This window comes from uncultured Campylobacter sp. (assembly GCF_937921625.1).
Lineage (GTDB): Bacteria > Campylobacterota > Campylobacteria > Campylobacterales > Campylobacteraceae > Campylobacter_B.
Map to the genome: position 1 here is coordinate 26,141 of NZ_CAKZTI010000036.1, position 16,978 is coordinate 43,118.

General features: G+C 47.9%; 15 protein-coding genes and 2 pseudogenes. 5 read left to right on the forward strand and 12 right to left on the reverse strand.

Annotation, left to right across the window (positions count from 1 at the left end):
* Positions 1–3 precede the first annotated feature (3 nt).
* The 3 genes and pseudogenes from Q0101_RS05595 to Q0101_RS05605 all read right to left on the reverse strand — a co-directional run.
* On the reverse strand, positions 4–669 hold the full coding sequence (locus Q0101_RS05595) for a fibronectin type III domain-containing protein (protein WP_297943116.1): 666 nt from the start codon (positions 667–669) through the stop codon (positions 4–6).
* A pseudogene (locus tag Q0101_RS05600) lies at positions 599–925 on the reverse strand (RluA family pseudouridine synthase); the annotation flags it as partial. The pseudogene Q0101_RS05600 and the gene Q0101_RS05595, both read right to left, overlap by 71 nt.
* Before the next feature lie 669 nt (positions 926–1,594).
* Positions 1,595–2,224, reverse strand: a pseudogene (locus Q0101_RS05605) (RluA family pseudouridine synthase); the annotation flags it as partial.
* Positions 2,225–2,276: 52 nt separating this feature from the next.
* Between Q0101_RS05605 and Q0101_RS05610 the strand changes: the two are divergent.
* On the forward strand, positions 2,277–3,383 hold the full coding sequence (locus Q0101_RS05610; RefSeq protein ID WP_297943118.1) for an FtsW/RodA/SpoVE family cell cycle protein: 1,107 nt from the start codon (positions 2,277–2,279) through the stop codon (positions 3,381–3,383).
* Positions 3,384–3,486: 103 nt separating this feature from the next.
* Here the strand turns inward: Q0101_RS05610 and Q0101_RS05615 are convergent, their stop codons facing one another.
* From Q0101_RS05615 to Q0101_RS05655, 9 genes are all read right to left on the reverse strand, one after another.
* Positions 3,487–3,813 carry a hypothetical protein gene (locus tag Q0101_RS05615; protein WP_297943120.1) on the reverse strand — a complete coding sequence of 109 codons (327 nt, stop codon included), beginning with the start codon at positions 3,811–3,813 and terminating at the stop codon, positions 3,487–3,489.
* Positions 3,810–4,544: a hypothetical protein gene (locus tag Q0101_RS05620; RefSeq protein ID WP_297943122.1), complete on the reverse strand. Its 735-nt coding sequence runs from the start codon at positions 4,542–4,544 to the stop codon at positions 3,810–3,812. The genes Q0101_RS05615 and Q0101_RS05620 overlap by 4 nt, the downstream gene beginning before the upstream one ends.
* Before the next feature lie 658 nt (positions 4,545–5,202).
* Complete coding sequence (locus Q0101_RS05625; RefSeq protein WP_297943124.1) at positions 5,203–7,002, reverse strand: N-acetylmuramoyl-L-alanine amidase; 1,800 nt, start codon at positions 7,000–7,002, stop codon at positions 5,203–5,205.
* The gene (locus Q0101_RS05630; RefSeq protein WP_297943126.1) at positions 6,986–8,074 is read right to left on the reverse strand and encodes a nitronate monooxygenase; all 1,089 of its coding nucleotides are present in this window, start codon (positions 8,072–8,074) and stop codon (positions 6,986–6,988) included. The genes Q0101_RS05625 and Q0101_RS05630 overlap by 17 nt, the downstream gene beginning before the upstream one ends.
* Positions 8,074–9,279, reverse strand: coding sequence for a tyrosine--tRNA ligase (gene tyrS / locus Q0101_RS05635; RefSeq protein WP_297943128.1), 1,206 nt, complete (start codon positions 9,277–9,279; stop codon positions 8,074–8,076). The genes Q0101_RS05630 and tyrS overlap by 1 nt, the downstream gene beginning before the upstream one ends.
* A gap of 14 nt (positions 9,280–9,293) precedes the next feature.
* A complete protein-coding gene (locus tag Q0101_RS05640; protein ID WP_297943130.1) occupies positions 9,294–11,486 on the reverse strand; it encodes a RelA/SpoT family protein in 2,193 nt (730 codons plus the stop codon).
* Positions 11,464–11,682, reverse strand: coding sequence for a DNA-directed RNA polymerase subunit omega (locus tag Q0101_RS05645; protein ID WP_005872285.1), 219 nt, complete (start codon positions 11,680–11,682; stop codon positions 11,464–11,466). The genes Q0101_RS05640 and Q0101_RS05645 overlap by 23 nt, the downstream gene beginning before the upstream one ends.
* 16 nt (positions 11,683–11,698) lie before the next feature.
* Positions 11,699–12,418 carry a UMP kinase gene (pyrH, locus tag Q0101_RS05650; protein WP_005872284.1) on the reverse strand — a complete coding sequence of 240 codons (720 nt, stop codon included), beginning with the start codon at positions 12,416–12,418 and terminating at the stop codon, positions 11,699–11,701.
* A gap of 64 nt (positions 12,419–12,482) precedes the next feature.
* Positions 12,483–13,826 (reverse strand): apolipoprotein N-acyltransferase, encoded by a 1,344-nt coding sequence (locus tag Q0101_RS05655; protein WP_297943132.1) that lies wholly within the window; start codon positions 13,824–13,826, stop codon positions 12,483–12,485.
* Here Q0101_RS05655 and yajC point away from each other — a divergent pair.
* From yajC to Q0101_RS05675, 4 genes are read left to right on the forward strand one after another with little or no spacing between them, the layout of a single operon-like run.
* The gene (gene yajC, locus Q0101_RS05660) at positions 13,802–14,074 is read left to right on the forward strand and encodes a preprotein translocase subunit YajC (RefSeq protein ID WP_005872282.1); all 273 of its coding nucleotides are present in this window, start codon (positions 13,802–13,804) and stop codon (positions 14,072–14,074) included. The genes Q0101_RS05655 and yajC overlap by 25 nt on opposite strands.
* Positions 14,064–15,665 (forward strand): protein translocase subunit SecD, encoded by a 1,602-nt coding sequence (gene secD, locus Q0101_RS05665; protein ID WP_297943134.1) that lies wholly within the window; start codon positions 14,064–14,066, stop codon positions 15,663–15,665. The genes yajC and secD overlap by 11 nt, the downstream gene beginning before the upstream one ends.
* Positions 15,652–16,620 carry a protein translocase subunit SecF gene (gene secF / locus Q0101_RS05670; RefSeq protein WP_291935970.1) on the forward strand — a complete coding sequence of 323 codons (969 nt, stop codon included), beginning with the start codon at positions 15,652–15,654 and terminating at the stop codon, positions 16,618–16,620. Before secD ends, secF begins: the two co-directional genes overlap by 14 nt.
* A gap of 9 nt (positions 16,621–16,629) precedes the next feature.
* Complete coding sequence (locus Q0101_RS05675; RefSeq protein WP_005872279.1) at positions 16,630–16,971, forward strand: DUF6394 family protein; 342 nt, start codon at positions 16,630–16,632, stop codon at positions 16,969–16,971.
* The last annotated feature ends 7 nt before the right edge of the window (positions 16,972–16,978 follow it).

The window sequence follows — 16,978 nt, forward strand, 5'->3', positions numbered from 1 at the left end:
ACTTTATTCTGCCTGCGCTGCGGCAATGACTGCACTAGGCTTGGACAGCTCTCCGTTTTCGGTTTTGACGGTGATGCGGTATTCGTATCCTTCGCCGTAATCGATATTGTCGATATATTCAGCACTAAGTCTGCCGCGAACCTCTTTAATCGTGCTCCACGACTCGCCTCCCTTAGGACGGCGCTCGATGAGATAGGAGCTTACGCGAAGATCCGGATGCGGGCGCCAGATGATCTTAACGCGGCCCGGAAGTCCGTAGATCGCCTGCGCAAACGGCACGGACTCTAACATCTTCGCCGTGCTTGCGATAGCGACCGGAGAAGGAGCCGAAACGCCCTTGGCGCCGTATGTGCGCACCGTGTATTTATACGAAGTGCCCGGCTGCAGCCTCGTATCTACGTAGTGAGTGGAGTATGGATCTGCGATGGTGGCGATCTTTTTGGCTTCGCCGCCGCTTGCAGGCGCGCGATAAACGACAAAGCCCAACACGGCGGTATTTGAGTCGTATCTAGGCCACTCAAGCCCGATCTCATTGTCGCTCGCGATCGTCCTAACCCCCTCTACGCGCGGCAGGCTCTCGTCGCTTGCACTAGGCGCGCTAGACATAGCGCAACCACCCGCTAATATCGCTAAAGTAGCGCTCAACGTTAGTCGGTAAAATTTTTTCATAAATTTCATCCTTTACCTTTTGATTTGTCGTAAAATTTAGAAATTCGCTCGGCAAGCCCGCGCAAATTTTCACCTCTTTGCCGCTTCGCGGATGGATGAAATAGAGCAAATAGGCATGGAGCAAAATCCTGCTAATTTTAGCGTTTTCGCTCTTAAATCCGTATAAATGATCGCCCAAAATGTGCCGATTTATCGAGCTTAAATGCACGCGGATCTGATGCGTGCGACCCGTGAAGAGCTTCGCCGCGACGAGATTGAAGTTCTTTAGACTTATCGGTGGCAGAATTTGGTTTTGAGCGGGATTTTTAAAATTTAAAACTTTATTCTCGGTGCGGCGGGCGGCTTTGGTTTGATCCACACTCATTTTGGCGGTTAAAATTTTATCTGCGTTATCCGCGCGGCTGCTTGGAATTTTATCTACGCTTTGGATCGGAATTTTATCCACGCTCCGCATGCAGTTATTTGAAATTTCGTCCGCGTTATCCGCGCCTGCGTAGTCGTTTAAAATTTTATCCATGCCCGCGTTCTTGCTCGCGCTTGCGTCGGTAGTCGAAATTTTATCTGCGCTCGCAGTTGGGTCTGCATTTAAAATTTCATTCCCGCGCTCGCTTGCGTCGGTTGCTAAAATTTTACTCGCATCTACGCCTTTGCTAGCGCTTAAAATTCTATCCCCGCCTGTGGACACGGCCGAAATTTTATCCGCATTACCAGTTAAAATTTTATCCGTAGCGTCGCCCAAAATTTTCTCTTCAGTCGAAATTCTACTTGCGCTTGCGTTCGCAGCCAAAATTTTATCGGCGGCTGAAGTTTTATCCGCCCCCGCGTTCTTATCGGCAGCTGTACTATCGCCCGCGTCCGCGCCTAAAATTTCATCGCACTTTTCGGCGGAGTTTTGAAGTTCCGTTAGTTCCGCGCCGCTTAAAATTTCATAAAACGCGCTCTTTGCATTGCGTCCGCCGGGCACGATCCCCATTTTTAGACGGTTTGCGGGGTTGCGAGAGATCGGGCGCTCGATCACGCAGGGCTCTTTCAGCGGCAGGTCGATGAGCGCGAGGTATATCCGCCCCATGCTTTTATCGCTTAGCTGCGCCGAGAGCGCGGCGTGCGCGGCGTTGTTTTTGGCGACGAGCAGGGCGCCGCTGGTGAGCTTATCCAGGCGGTGCACGATGCCCGCGCGAAGCTCGCCGCCGAGCGTAGAAAGCAGATAGCCGCGAGACTTGAGCCAATCCACGAGCGTGGGCTCTTTGACGCTTGCGGCGGGGTGAACGGTAAGGCCCGCGGGCTTATTTACTACGAGCAGATCATCATCCTCGTATAAAATTTCAACGTCGAAGTTTAGCCTCTCCGCGCTCATTTGCTGCGGCGCGGGCGCGGGGTAGTAGATGTGTACGAGCTCGCCCGCAGATAGCTTGTAGCCGGGCTTAGTTTGCACGGCTCCGTCCACTCTGACTGCCGCGGATTTGATTAAGCTTGATATTTGGTTGCGCGAAATTCTAAGCTGCGAGCTTAAAAAAACGTCGAGCCTTTCGCTGCATTGTGCTATTAGATTATCCAAATTTATACCTTTTTTGGCTATTCTTACGTCAAAATTTTAATAGGATTAAGCGTTGTTTAAAATTGACAAAAAGATTTTAGCATATTTTGATTTCATTCAACCTTTTTTAATCGTGCCGATAGTGGTTTTTTCATACGTTTTAATAAGCGAGGCAAACGACGTGCTGTCCTCGAAGCAGGTGGTTTATTTCGGCGTAGGATTTGCCGTTTTTACGCTGTTTTTTCTCTTTCCGATACGCAAATTTTTATATCTCATACCGATATTTTATTGGATCAACATCATATTGCTGCTCAGCGTCGATTTTTTCGGCGTTAGCAAGCTAGGAGCAAGGCGCTGGCTGGAGATTCCTTTCGTGCATTTTACGCTGCAGCCCAGCGAGGTGATGAAGCCCGCGTTTATCCTGATGCTGATGTATCTGATACACAAAAATCCGCCGCCGAAAAACGGCTACGGGCTGAAGGATTTTTTGCGCCTTAGCTTTTACATACTTCTGCCTTTTGTTCTGATCGCAAAAGAGCCCGATCTAGGCACCGCCGCGATACTTTTTTTGACGGGATTTGCTATTCTTTTTATTATCGGCGTCGATAAAAAAATTTGGCTTACGCTGATCATCGTTTTTATGGCCAGCTCGCCGATTTTGTACGAAAACATGCACGATTATCAAAAAAAGCGCATAGCCGATTTTATCAGCGAGGAGCCCAATTACCAGGTCAAGCAGGCGATCATCGCTATCGGAAACGGCGGCATCTACGGCAAGGATAAGGATGAAGCGACGCAGACGCACTTTAAATTTCTACCGATTGCGACGAGCGATTTTATCTTCGCTTACACGATCGAGCGCTTCGGCTTTGTAGGGGCTGCCGCGCTGATCGCGCTGTATGCGCTGCTGATACTGCATCTGCTGAGCCTAAACTACGACTTTAAGAGCGACTATCTGATACGGGTCTTTACGAGCGCGCTTGCCTCGCTCATCTTCATCTATACAGGCGTTAATATCTCGATGGTGGTGGGTTTCGCACCCGTCGTGGGCGTGCCGCTGCCGTTTTTCAGCTACGGCGGCAGCAGCTTCATCACATTTATGATCCTCTTTGGAATTTTGCAAAATTTGCTGACGTTTAGGATGAAGGATAACTACAAAACCTACAAGATCAGGATGTAAATTTAGCCCGCACGGATAAATTTTGAAATTCTACAAAATCGCGCGAGGTTATTTTGAGCTTCTGGCGGTGAAATTTGAAGTAGGCGCTAAATTTTAAAGCTCGCTACAAAATCACGCCGATGCCGAGCGTAAATACCACCGCGAAAAAGGCGTATGTAAAGGCGAATTCTAAAGTTTGCGAATTAAAAAATCCATAGTACAAAACGCTCGTGAAAAATCCTCCCACGAAGGCTACGGCAAAGATCCCGATCCGCGCCGCGATGGGCCTTGCGCCGCAAAATTTGTACAAGTAAAAAACCCCGCAGAAGCTGATCGCAAACCAGATCATCGCAGGCACCGGCCCGCTTATGCGTGTCATGCCGAACAGATTGGCTAAATTTAAAAGCAGCAAAAATATCACCGCAATCGCGATCAGAGCGGATTTGATCATCTATCGCGCCTTGCGCCATCCGCGGAATTTTCGTTCGAGCCTAGCTTGGAATTTTCGCTGTCCTGATTGAAATTTTGCTCGGAATTTTCATCCGCGCTGCCATTTGAAATTTTAAAATTTTCGTCGGAATTTTCACCGGCGCGATGCGTAGAATTTTCACCGGCGCCACTTGCGAAATTTTCACCGAGGTCGCCATTAGAATTTAAAATTTCATCCTCGCTTTGAGAATTTGAAATTTCACCGCCGCTTTTAAAGTTTAAAATTTCATCCGCCGTAGCATCTTTGCTTTGCGGATCCTGCGCCTCTTTTGCGCCGCCGAAACCCGCGTCTTTTAAATTTTCGCTCTCGTTGCCGTCTAAATTTTTAGAGCTCTCGTCCGCAGAATTTTCATAAATTTTATTTGAAAACCTTTTGTGCCTGATCTGTAGATAAAAGACGAAGGCGACGAACGCTACCGCCGTAATCGCGATGTAGTAGCGGTTTTCAAAGAGCAGCACGCCCTCTACCAGCCCCGAAAACAGCGCCAGCAGCGAGGCTGTAAGAAACGGGAAGCGCACGAGCTCCTTTTCGCCGATCGCTAAGGCGATGAGCGCGACGCCGAATATCGTGGCGTTTAGCAGCGCGCCTAGGACTTTGATTTCGGCAAAAAGGCTCGGATTGACGCGCGAAGTGACGTAGAGTGCGAGCACGACGGCTGCGAAAAGCAGGATCAAAAATACGATTTTTTTCATTTTGGACCTTTTAAATTTTATCTTTAAATTTACGATTCAGCTGCGCCCCTTCATACGCATAGAGCGCAGGCATCGACGTATCGCAACTGCCGTGTTCGCGGCATTATGTAAACATCGCCGCTCTGCGAACATGGCACGAAATTTCAGGACGCCGTTAAGCGCGGCTAGAGCGATACACATACTCATGACTTAAAGCGCAATTCTAATTGTGCGGACGCGGTTTGAAACACGACTTGCGTTAGTGCGACAAAATCGCTATTTTTGCGCGACTTAAATGCGATTCTGTCGGTAAATTTTACCGCCAGCCGCACTCTGCTGAGCAAGTGGAGCCAAGTCCGTGCTTTAAAATTTTACCGCCAGCTGCGCTAAAAATTCCGCGTCTAAGCCGTATATATCTCTAGCTCGTGGCGCCGCAAGACGCTCCGCAAAATTTACCTGCTCGTAGTAAATATTTGGCACGCGAGCGAATTTTGCATGCAAGCGCCGCGCGTTTTACTTTAAATTTAGCGCGGTGGGTTTTAAAATTTTAAATTTACCGCCTCCACACTCTGTTTATCCGCAAGAGCTATCGTGCCCGCTAAACTATATCCACGGAGCAAATTTCGCGCCGAAATAAAATTTTATCCCGCTTGTAAAATACGTAGCGCGTAAAATTTCATCACTTGTTTTTCTGAAAGTACGCGTCCACGCCGTTTGCGATGCCCTGTGCGATGCGATCCTGATAGGCGCTTTTGCCTAAATTTTTACCCTCCTGCGGGTGCGTGATGTAGCCGATCTCCACGAGCACCGCGGGCATCGTAGCGCCCACCAGCACCCAAAATGGCGCCTCGCGCACGCCTCCGTCCTTGCTCGCGAAGCTTTTTTTGACCGAGCTGAGCATATAGCTTTGAATGTCGATGGCAAGCTTGTTTGAGGAGATTATTTTCTCGCGATTTAAGAAATTGAGGAAGGTCTGCTTCGAGAAGGTATTCATATCCTCCAAATCGCCCCTGTTTTCGAGCGCGGCGGCGTTTTTACTGCGCTCGCTTCTAGCCGGGCTTAAGAAAAAGGTCTCCACGCCGCTCATTTTAAGTGCTGAGCTAGCGTTAGGAGCGGCATTTGCGTGGATCGAAATAAACATATCGGCGTTCTTTTTGCCGGCAAATATCGTGCGCGACCTTAAATTTATAAAAACGTCGGTGCTGCGCGTATAAAGCACCTTATAGCCGCGTTTCTGAAGCAATGCGCCGAGTTTTTTGGATGTGGCAAGCACGACGTTTTTTTCCTTCAGCCCGTTTCCGACTGCGCCCGAATCGCTACCGCCGTGACCTGGATCGATTACGATGAGCTTGCCCTTGGTGGATTTGTAAATTTTACCGGCGGCTACGGACGCGGTTTTGGCACCTTGCGAATCATCTATTGTGCTGATTTGCGGCTCGCTATCTTGCTCGCGTTCGCGCTTGCGCCCTGATTTTTGATCCTTGTTTTTTTCTGCGCGCGCAGATTTTGCGGCTTTTAAGCCTTCAGCCGTACTTAAAATCATCATATTGCCGTTAATTTCTACGTTTGCGTTGAATTCTTTCGAGTCGCTAAGTACGATGCGCACGGTCTTGTCGTTGTATTGCGAGACGCGTACATCGCTAACGAAGCTATCTTTAAGCCGTGTTTTTTGTGACTTTTGCCGCGCGCTAAAATCAATCACGAAGCGAAAATTATCGCTACTTGCGATCGTAAAATCTTTATAATCGCCGCGCTTTAGATCGCGGTTAAACTCAAGCACGATCTCGTTTTTATCGCCGCGCAGAGAATTTAGCGCAAGCTTGGCGTTTTTGTCCGCTTTTTTGACGCTGCTTTTTCTAAGCTCGCTGCTTTGATCCGCGCCGCCATCGTCTTCGTCTTGTGCGGTTGCATCCCCGCCGCCATCGTCCTCTTGGGCGTCTACGACCTCGTCAGCGCCGACCGGTCTAGTCGAGCGTAAAAACTCCAAATCCTCGCTAGATAGCGAGCTTAGATCGGCTTTTTCTGGCGCGCGTATCTTTTTAAGATTTTTGGAAGTGGAATTTTTTGAATTCTTAGAATTTTTAGAGGCGGAGGCTTTGGGGCTATGCGCTAAATTTGAAGCGTTTTTCTCGTCCGAGCTTTTGGAATTTTTTGCGTTTTCATCTTTGAGCTTTTTAGAATTCGTGCTGCTATCGCTTGCTTTGCCCTGTAATTTGGCTAGTGCAGATTCATAAGGCGAGGAATCAAGCCCTAAATTTTTCGAGCTATAAACCAGCCTCTTTAGCGCTTTGATGCGGACCTCTTTATCGGACGCGCCTTGGTAAAGCGATTTTAGCTCCTTGTGCAGCGAGCGCTTGTAATTTGGCGTCGCTACGATGAAATCCTTGTCGAATTTCGCAAAAAACGCCTCACTGGAAGCTCCAAACGCCAATACGTAGCTAAAAGCCGCGATTAGAAAAATTTTAACTATCTTCGCCATTTACAAGTTTTTCTATCAATTCCTTCACGGATATTATTTCGTTTAATCGCCAGCCGTTTGCGCCGGTAAAAAACAGACCGCTTTGCGTTTTGCCCAGATATGCGTCGCTTAGGCGGTCGGCGATGCAGTATCCTACGGCGTTAGCGCCTTTGCCACGCTCGCATGGGCTTACGCAGTTGCTGATACAGCGGATCTTAGGCGCCGTGCCTGCGGCGATCATATCTTGCAGATTGGTATGAATGCCGCGTGCAGGATAGCCTACGGGCGATTTTAGAAGCCGGATGTCCTCTTTTTTTGCGTTAAGAAGTACCTGCTTAAATTCCTCCGCGGCGTCGCATTCAAAGGTGCCGATGAAGCGCGTACCCATCTGCACGCCATCCGCGCCCAAAGATTTCACGCGATCGATGTCGGTTTTATCCCAAATTCCGCCTGCGACAAATAGCGGGAAGCTGCCCCATTGCGAGATTTCCGCTTTTACTTGCGGGATTAGATTATCCAGCGCAAACGCCGGATCGCCGCACTGCTCGTAGGTAAAACCCTGATGCCCGCCGCTAAGAGGGCCCTCAAGCACTACGGCGTCGGGAATTCTGTCGTAGCGCTGCTTCCAGCGTTTGGCGATGATCTTAAGAGCCTTGGCGGAGGAGACGATGGGCACGAGCGCGACGTCCGGGAAATCGGCCGTAAATTCCGGCAGATTGGTAGGAAGACCCGCGCCGCTTATGATGATGTCGATACCTGCCTCGCACGTGTCGCGCACGATGCGTTCGTAGTCGTTCGCTGCGCACATTACGTTCATCCCCAAAGGCGCATCGCCGCAAATTTTACGGGCGTTTTGTACGATGGCAAAAAGCGCCTCTTTGCTATAAAAATTCTCGCTTTGATATGGTCTGCCCTCGAGCGATTTTTTGGCAAATTTAAGATTTTCGTAATAGCCGGTGCCGACCGAGCTAATGACGCCTAGACAGCCGTTTAGGCTGACATTGCCGGCTAGCTTGTCCCAGCTGATACCAAGTCCCATGCCGCCTTGAATTATCGGGTGTGCAATCTCGTGTTTGCCTATTTTTATACTCATTAATCCACCTTTAATTTAGCGAATTTTTTCTTTCCTACTTGGAGTGTATATTCGCCCGAACTAAGCTGAAGCTGCTCATCTAAAATTTTATTTTGATCGATACTGACGGCGTTTGATTTTATCAGCCTGCGCGCATCCGAGCTAGAGACTGCGAGCTTGCAGCTGATGAGCGCCTTTACGATCCATGCAGGCGAGCTTACGTGGTATTCCTTGATCTCGCTAGGAAGCTCGCCGGCGCCGTGGACGCGGTCAAATTCCTGCTTGGCTTCAAAGGCGGTGTTTTCGTCATAAAATTGCGTGACGATCTCGGAGGCAAGCTCCTCCTTAACTGCCTTAGGATGGATAGAACCATCCGCCACGAAGCCTTTTATTAGCTCAATATCTTCGCTGCTTTTTTGGCTTAGCAGATTATACCAATCCCACATTAACGCATCGCTGATACTCATCACCTTGCCGTACATATCATGAGGCGTATCGGTTACGCCGATGTAGTTACCCAGGCTCTTGCTCATTTTATTCGTGCCGTCGGTACCTACTAAAAGCGGCATCATCACGACGCTTTGTTCCTTGCCGACATCATAAATTCTTTGCAGCTGGCGACCCATTAAAAGATTAAATTTCTGATCGGTACCGCCGAATTCTATATCGCATTTCATGCAAACGCTGTCGTATCCTTGCAGTAGCGGATACATAAACTCGCTGATGCTGATTGGCTGTTCGGCCTTGTAGCGCTTCTCGAAGTCGTCGCGCTCGAGCATCCTGGCAACATTGAAAGTGCTTGATAGCTCGATCATACCGCTAGCACCCAGGCGGTTGGTCCATTCGGAATTAAACATCACCTTAGTTTTTGCGGGATTTAAAATTTTAAACACCTGCTGCTCGTAGGTTTTGGCGTTTTGAAGCACGATTTCGCGCGCTAGCTTTTTACGAGTCTCGCTCTTACCCGTAGGATCGCCGATTTGAGCGGTAAAATCGCCGATTAGAAACTGCACGATCGCGCCGTGATTTTGCAAAAATGCAAGTTTATTTAGAACGACGGCGTGTCCTAGGTGTAGATCCGCAGCAGTGGGATCCATGCCGATTTTGACGTAAAAGACCTCGCCGCTGTCGTAATAGCGCCTAATCAGTGCCTCGATCTGCTCTTCGCCGATGATCTCCGCGACACCGCACTTAAAATTTTCCATAATGCCTTGAATGTCAGCCATTTGCTCTCCCTTATTTAGTTTTTATATACGTCCGTAAGTGATACGAAATCCACGATTTTAAAGCGGTTTTTGAGTTTGTCTTTAATCTCCGTGGAGTCTAAATTTTCGTTTAGCTCGATGATAATCTCAAAATAATCCGACGTCGTTTCGCTATTTTCGTTAAGGCTTATCGACACCAGATCGACCTCGAGCTTGACTAAATAGTTCAAAAACGCCGCCAGCGAGCCGCGCTTGTTTTCTAAATTTAATATGATCTTGTAGCGGTGCGGCGCATTGCGCGTCCATTTTACGAAGATCATCTCATCGGTTTTGATTAGCTCGCTTGCACGTTCGCACAGCTTATGATGCACCGTCACGCCGTGCCCGTTGCGAAAGCCGATGATGTCGTCGCCGCGCTTTGGGTTGCAGCAGTAATCAAACTCAACCTCGTCGATTTTAAAATTTGAATACACCACGATGTTGTCAAATTTTTGCTTCTCGATCTCATACTTGCTGCGAAATTTCATATTGAAAAATTTCTCTTTGAGCGGGTATTTTTTCAGCGCATTTACGACGTCTTTTAAAAATACCGAGTCATAGGCAGCTTTGCCGATCTTTTTACTTAAATTTTCTTTTTCGAGCCAGCTTAAAATGCTCTCCTTGCTCGTCGTAAAGATCGCGCATAAAATTTTAATCGCTACTTCAAAATTTATATCTCTGATCTTTTGCTTGCAAAATGCCTTTATCGTCGCGCGCGCCTTGCCCGTTTTTACAGAGCTTAGCCAACTGCAGCGGTAGTGTGGCTCGCTTCCGGTGATGATATGAACGATATCTCCGTTTTTAAGCTCCGTAAGAAGCGGCACCTTGACGCGGTTTATAAAGGCCTCGGTCGCTTTTAAGCCCACTTGAGAGTGTATCTCGTAGGCGTAATCAAGCGCCGTAGCACCGCGCGGCAACGTAAAAATTCCGCCCTTGGGAGAATACACGGCGATATCTTCGACGTAGAGGCTGTCTTTAGCGTATTCGTAAAGATCCTCGGCGTTGGCGTCGTCCTCTTCCTGCATGCCGATGTCGTTTAGCCAATCAAGCTTCGGATTGATCGAGCCGCTATATTTATACTTCCAGTGCGCGGCGACACCGAATTCCGCGGTGTTGTGCATATCAAAGGTGCGGATCTGCACCTCTACGATCATACTTTCGTTAAAGACGGTCGTGTGGATTGTCTGATATCCGTTTTGCTTCGGAAGCGCGATATAATCCTTAAAGCGCGAGATCAGCGGATTAAATTTAGTATGGATGATGCCAAGAGCCAAGTAGCAATCCATCGGCTTTTGCACGATGATGCGGATAGCCAAAAGATCGAGCACCTCCTCGATCGAAATTCCTTTGCGCTGCATTTTTAAAAATATCGAGTAGTAGTGTTTCATTCGCTTTTGGATCTCAAAGCTGCCCTCGCTAAAGCCGTTTGAAAGCATATACTCCTTGATCTTTTCGCTAAATTTGCTCAAGCTCATCTGAAGCTGCTGCTTATGCTCCTCGACGTAATCGGCGATCGCAGAATACTCTTTAGGCATGACGTATTTGAAGCTAAGATCTTCAAGCACGTTTTTGATCGATGAAATTCCAAGCCTGTGCGCGATCGGCGCGTAAACCAAAAGCGTCTCCTCGCCGATGCGTTTTTGCTTATCGGGGCGGAGCGCGTCTAGAGTTAGCATATTGTGCAGCCTGTCGCAGAGCTTGACTACCAAAACGCGCTGATCGTTAATGGAGATCATCAGCATCCTGCGGAAGGTAAGCGCAGTGGTGCGTAGCTTGGCGTTACTATCGCTGGATGGGGCTAATTTATCCTCTCTGATGTTTACGATTTTAGTAAGCCCCTCTACGATTTTGGCTACTTCGTCGCCGAATCTTTGTCTAACCTGCTCGATGCTGTAATCTGTATCCTCTACTACGTCGTGTAGTAGCGCAGATATTACCATTGCGTCGTCTCCACCCATAAAAGATACGAAGCAGGCTACCAAAATCGGATGGATCGCATACGGCTCGCCGCTTTTGCGAAACTGCCCGTCATGCTGCGCGATGCATAAATTTATAGCATCCACTAGCAGCGGAGTGGGCTCTTTTAGATTATAAAGCAGCTGCTTGGCGCTTTGAATGTCTTTGGTATCGACGACATCGTCGATGAGACTTTCTAAGAAGTTATCATTAATCCTTGTCAACGATTCCATCTAATGCGATCTTACCTTCGGCTAGTTCCAAGATTGCTATATCGGCAAATTTCATCCTGCGAGTATCTACGTTATCTATTAACGGCGGTTCGCCTGCAGCTAGCTGCTCGGCGCGTTTGCTTATCATCAAAGATAGCTTATATCGGTCTCCGCCCGTTACTTTTAAAGCTTTAGCTACAATTTGTTCGGTTCTCATCAATTCTCCTTAAATTTTAGTTTTTTACGATCGAGCAGGAGCTTAGATCTCCGCCATCGACGATTTTGTATAAATTTCCGCTCTTAAACATATTGCATACGATGATCGGAAGCGCATTGTCTTTAGCAAGCGCGATAGCCGTATCGTCCATCACCCTGATATTGTCGTGTAAGGCTTGGTCGTAAGTGACTTTGGAAAGCAATTTGGCGTCTTTAAATTTTTGCGGATCCTTGTCGTAGATCCCCATTACTTTAGTGGCTTTTATGATAGCGTCGGCTCCGATCTCGATCGCGCGGAGCGTGCCTGCGGTATCGGTCGTGAAGAATGGATTTCCCGTGCCTGCGGCAAAGATCACGACGCGCCCTTTTTCTAGGTGTCTTTTGGCGCGGCCGATGATGAAGGTCTCGCAGATCGCTTCCATCTTTATCGCGCTTTGCACGCGCACATCCATGCCTGCGTATTCTAGCGCCTCTCTCATCGCGATTGCGTTTATGACGGTAGCTAGCATGCCCATATGATCGCCGCTGGTGCGTTTGATGATACCGCTAGCCGCGGCGCTTACGCCTCTGATGATGTTGCCGCCGCCGATTACGATGCCTACTTCGATGCCGCCTTCTACGAGCTGCTTGATCTCTTTAGCGATAAATTTTAAAATTTCGCTGTCGATCCCAAAGCCGTTCTCTCCCGCTAGCGCTTCGCCCGAAAATTTTACAAGTATGCGATTGTATTTAGCCATAAATTTAGCTCCTAATAAAATTTTAAAATATTATCCAAAAGTCGTTTAAAAATAACTTTTTAGGCTATTTTAGATGACCTTTAAGGCGGTTTATCCAGATCTTTTTCGGAGCGATTATCTCGCTAGCGCTGCCGTTTACGGCGTGATAGATCAGCGTGCCGTGCAAGCTCGCGTAGTAGCGGATTATGAGGCGCTGCAAATAGGGCTCGTAGCTCGGCACGAACCAGCCGTTATTGCTGATCGCTACGACATATTTGGGCGAGCCCTCGTAAAGCTCCGCGCGCGTAGCCTCGTAGCAAACCGCGCTTCTTACGCTCTTGCCGCCAAGCTCGTAGTCGCTAAAACCGCTAGCGGTCGAAAAATCGGTCGCGCCGCCTAACAACACGCGGTTTATGAAATTTCGCGCAAATTCAGGCAGCGGCACCATTTCGCCAAACGGCACCAAAATATGCTTATCGAAGCGCTTCATTTCCCCGTTTGCAAAAAGATAGGCGCTGTTGTAAAATTTCCCGTTCTCATACGCTTCCGCGCCTGCTACAATAGTAATTGCGCGCGATTTTTCCTTTAGGGCTTCAACTAGCACATTTTCTAAATTTAGCGGCATCGCAAAGGCGCTCTCGGGCAAAATTATCGCGTCCTGACCCGCTGCGATCGCATCATCAATCCGAGCTAAATTTGCCAACGCGGCGGATAAAATTTTATCCTTTGCCCAGATGTCATACTGCGAAATATCGGTGTTTGCGAGCGAAATTTTAATCGGCAGCGGCTCGGCTTCTTTTTGGCTAAATTGCAGCGCGCAGATTAAAAACACCGCAAAGATCGCGGCATTAAGTTTAGCCCGGGCGCCTCGTCCGCGTAGATACAAAACCGCGCAAAGCCCCGCTAAAATCAGAGCCAGCGCGCTAAGATCGGCTCTGAAAATTCCATGGCTTAGAAGCAGTTCAAAATTTAACCAATCAAAGCCGAAGGGATGGATAAATTTTAGAATCAAAAGGCACGCAGCGCGCAAAACCGGCGCGTCAAAGATCGCAAAGATGCGGAAAATAAAGGCGTAAACGAGGCAAATTCCAAGAATTTCAAGCGGGATTAAAAACGCAAGATCGAAATAGATCAGACTGAAGCTGATCCAGTGCATCCACAGCGCGCCGATAAAAAATCCGCACCAAAACCACTCCGCCTTGTTTGCTTTTAGCAGATAAAAAAGTGCCGCTATCGCAATTAGAGGCGAGAAAAATTCCGCCGCCAAGGCGATTAAACCGTCAAATTTAGAGCTTAAAATTTCTACGAAAATAAAATTTGAAAGCGCAAGGGCAAGAACAAAGCCTTTATTTATGTAACTTAATGTAAAATAGCTACTTTTTAAATTTCTAATGAAGGAAACACATGGAACAAGGAAACTTCTTTGCATCAATCCTGCCTATCGTCGTAATCTTTGCGATTATGTATTTTTTGATTATCAGACCGCAGCAAAAGCAGGCCAAGGATCATAAAGCGATGGTCGATGCGCTCGGCAAAGGCGATAAGATCATAACTAGCGGTGGCATAAAATGCACGGTCGTGAAAACAAACAATGATTTTATCACAGTTAAGCTTAACGATGAGGTCATGGTCGAGCTAGATAAACAATTTGTGGCAAGAAAATTAGATGAGCAGTAAAATTTCATACCGCCTGCTGATCTTTTTGGCTGCGGTTATTTTTTCGGCGATTTTTGCCGCGCCTTCGATCTTTCAGACCGAAAAGGGAAGCAAGATAAACTTGGGTTTGGATCTGCAAGGCGGCCTGCATATGCTTTTGGAAGTTCAAAGCGACGAGGCGGTCGTTTCTAAGATCAAATCGATCGCCGCGAGCGTCAATTACGCCGCTAAGCGCGATGATCTGCTGATGGACGGGCTAAAATTGGAAGGCGATTCGTTCGAGTTTGAAATTTTAGACGCAGATGAGGCTTCCAAATTTGATGCGATTTTGCATAGCGCCGCAAGCGGATTAGACATTCAAAAATCTGGCGAAAAATATCGCGTCACACTAACGCCAGAGGAGATTGAGGCTACTAAAAAATACGCGATCGAACAGGCCGTTGAGACTATCCGCAACCGCTTGGATCAATTCGGACTTGCGGAGCCAACGGTAGCAAAGCAGGGCGAGAGCTATATTTTGGTCGAGCTTCCGGGCGTCAAAAACGCAGCGGATGAGCAGCGCGCCAAGGATCTGATCGCTAAAGCGGCTCACTTACAGCTTATGGCGGTGGACGACGTGCGCCAAGACCGCGCGCAGACTATCAGCGCGGCGGACGCCAGGGCCTACGGCGACGTGATCTATCCCGACGTTAAAAATCCGAATTATAAGTATCTCATAAACGAAATTCCGGTTTTAGACGGCGCGATGCTAGTTGATGCGAAAGTTGCCTTTGATCAGCACACCAACCAGCCGATCATAAATTTTACGCTCAACTCTCAAGGCGCTCAAATTTTCGGCGATTTTACCGGCAAAAACGTCGGCAAGCGTTTAGCCATCGTGCTTGACGGCAAGGTTTACTCCGCGCCACGCATAAACGAGCGCATCGGCGGCGGCAGCGGTCAGATCAGCGGCGGATTTAGCGTCGAGGAGGCGCACGACGTAGCGATTGCGCTTAGAAGCGGTGCGCTTTTGGCTCCTGTTAAAGTCTCAGAGACACGCAGCATCGGCCCTAGCCTAGGACAAGATAGCATCGATAAAAGTATGGCGGCGCTTAGTCTTGCAGCGGTTGCGATTTTGATCTTTATGATTTTATACTATGGCGTAGCGGGACTTTTTGCCGATATCGCGCTTGTAGTAAATATTTTATTTCTGATCGCTTGTATGGCGCTATTCGGCGCTACTTTAACGCTTCCTGGAATGGCTGGAATCGTGCTAACTATCGGAATGGCGGTAGATGCGAACGTCATCATTAACGAGCGCGTTAGAGAGGTGCTAAGGACGGGAGTTTCAATCCGCCAAAGTATAAATAAAGGCTATGAAAATGCGATGAGCGCGATCGTGGATTCAAATATCACTACGCTAATTACTTCTGCTGCGCTTTATGCTTACGGCACGGGTCCGGTGAAGGGCTTTGCCGTCACGATGAGCATCGGTATCGTAGCGTCGATGATAACGGCTATTTTAGGCACTCACGGAATGTTTGAGTTAGTAATGGATAAGATGGAAAAGAGCAAAAATACCGCGCTTTGGCTCGGTTATAAAGTAAGAGGAGGCGCAAATGCAAGTGTTTGATAAGGGCAAAATTTATGATTTTATGAAATTTAGATATTTTACTTTTGCGCTTTCTGCTGTTTTGATAATAGGCTCTATTGCGCTATTTTTCATTAAGGGCATTAATTACGGCATCGATTTTAGCGGCGGTACACTCATTCAGGTTAAATACGACGCTAAAGCACCGCTTGATGAGATCAGAAAACGCTTCGAGGCGGCAAATTTAGGCAATATCAACGTTACGGAATTCGGTAGCGATCAAGAAGTTACGATTAGATATTCAGGCGCTGCGAGTGAACTGGGCGATAATCCCGCCTTGGCGGCGCAAAAAATTTTACAAGGTAGTGGAAACTTCGACATTCGCAAGGTCGATATCGTAGGTCCTAAAGTCGGCGAGGAGCTTCGCACAAACGGAATTTTAGCGGTATGTGTGTCGTTTGCGCTCATTTTGGTTTATATCACCCTGCGGTTTGAGTGGAGATTTGCGATTGCAGCCGTACTATCGGATCTGCACGACGTCGTAGTTGCCGTAGGCGCGATGATTTTAGCCGGCGTAGATTTCAACCTTGAAATTCTAGCCGCACTGCTAACTATAATGGGCTATTCGCTAAACGACACCATCGTTGTTTTCGATAGAATTCGAGAAGGTGTAAAAGATAGTAAATCGATTAAGCTTGACGAGGTTATAAACGAATCGATCTCTCACACGCTATCGCGCACGTTGCTTACTTCGCTTACGACTCTCATCGTCATCGTGATTTTATTCGTTTGGGGCGGCGAGATGATCCACGGCTTTAGCTTCGTGATGCTAATAGGCGTCATAGCAGGAACATTCAGCTCCGTATTTGTAGCTGCTCCGATGCTGATTTTATTTAAATTTAACGTCGAGAAGTACCGCGCGTTTTTGGCTGAAAAACAGCGCCGTATCAAAGAGAAAGAAAAGAATCGCGCCATGTATGAAAAAGGCACGGTGTAAGGATAGAAGATGAACTGGGGAAGGGTAATTTACATATTTTTTGCGCTGATGAGTATGACTACGATAGGCGGGTTTTTGTATGAGAAGAATGAAATTTTACTTTTCATAGCAACCAGCGTAAATGCGGTCTCGACGCTTTTGAAGGTAGGCGTGCGAAATATGCTAGCAGCTGAGCTTTTTGCAAGCTCGCTCGTCGCGGATCTGCATCTCATACCGGCGTTCGTTTTGATTGTAGTAGCGCCGGGAGATTTGTCGATCGTGACCTCGCTTGCGATCGGCGCGCTACTTGCAAACTTTTTCTCGCTAATTTTAATAGCGATTGAGTCGGCAAAAACCAAAGACGAATTCTAGGAGCGCA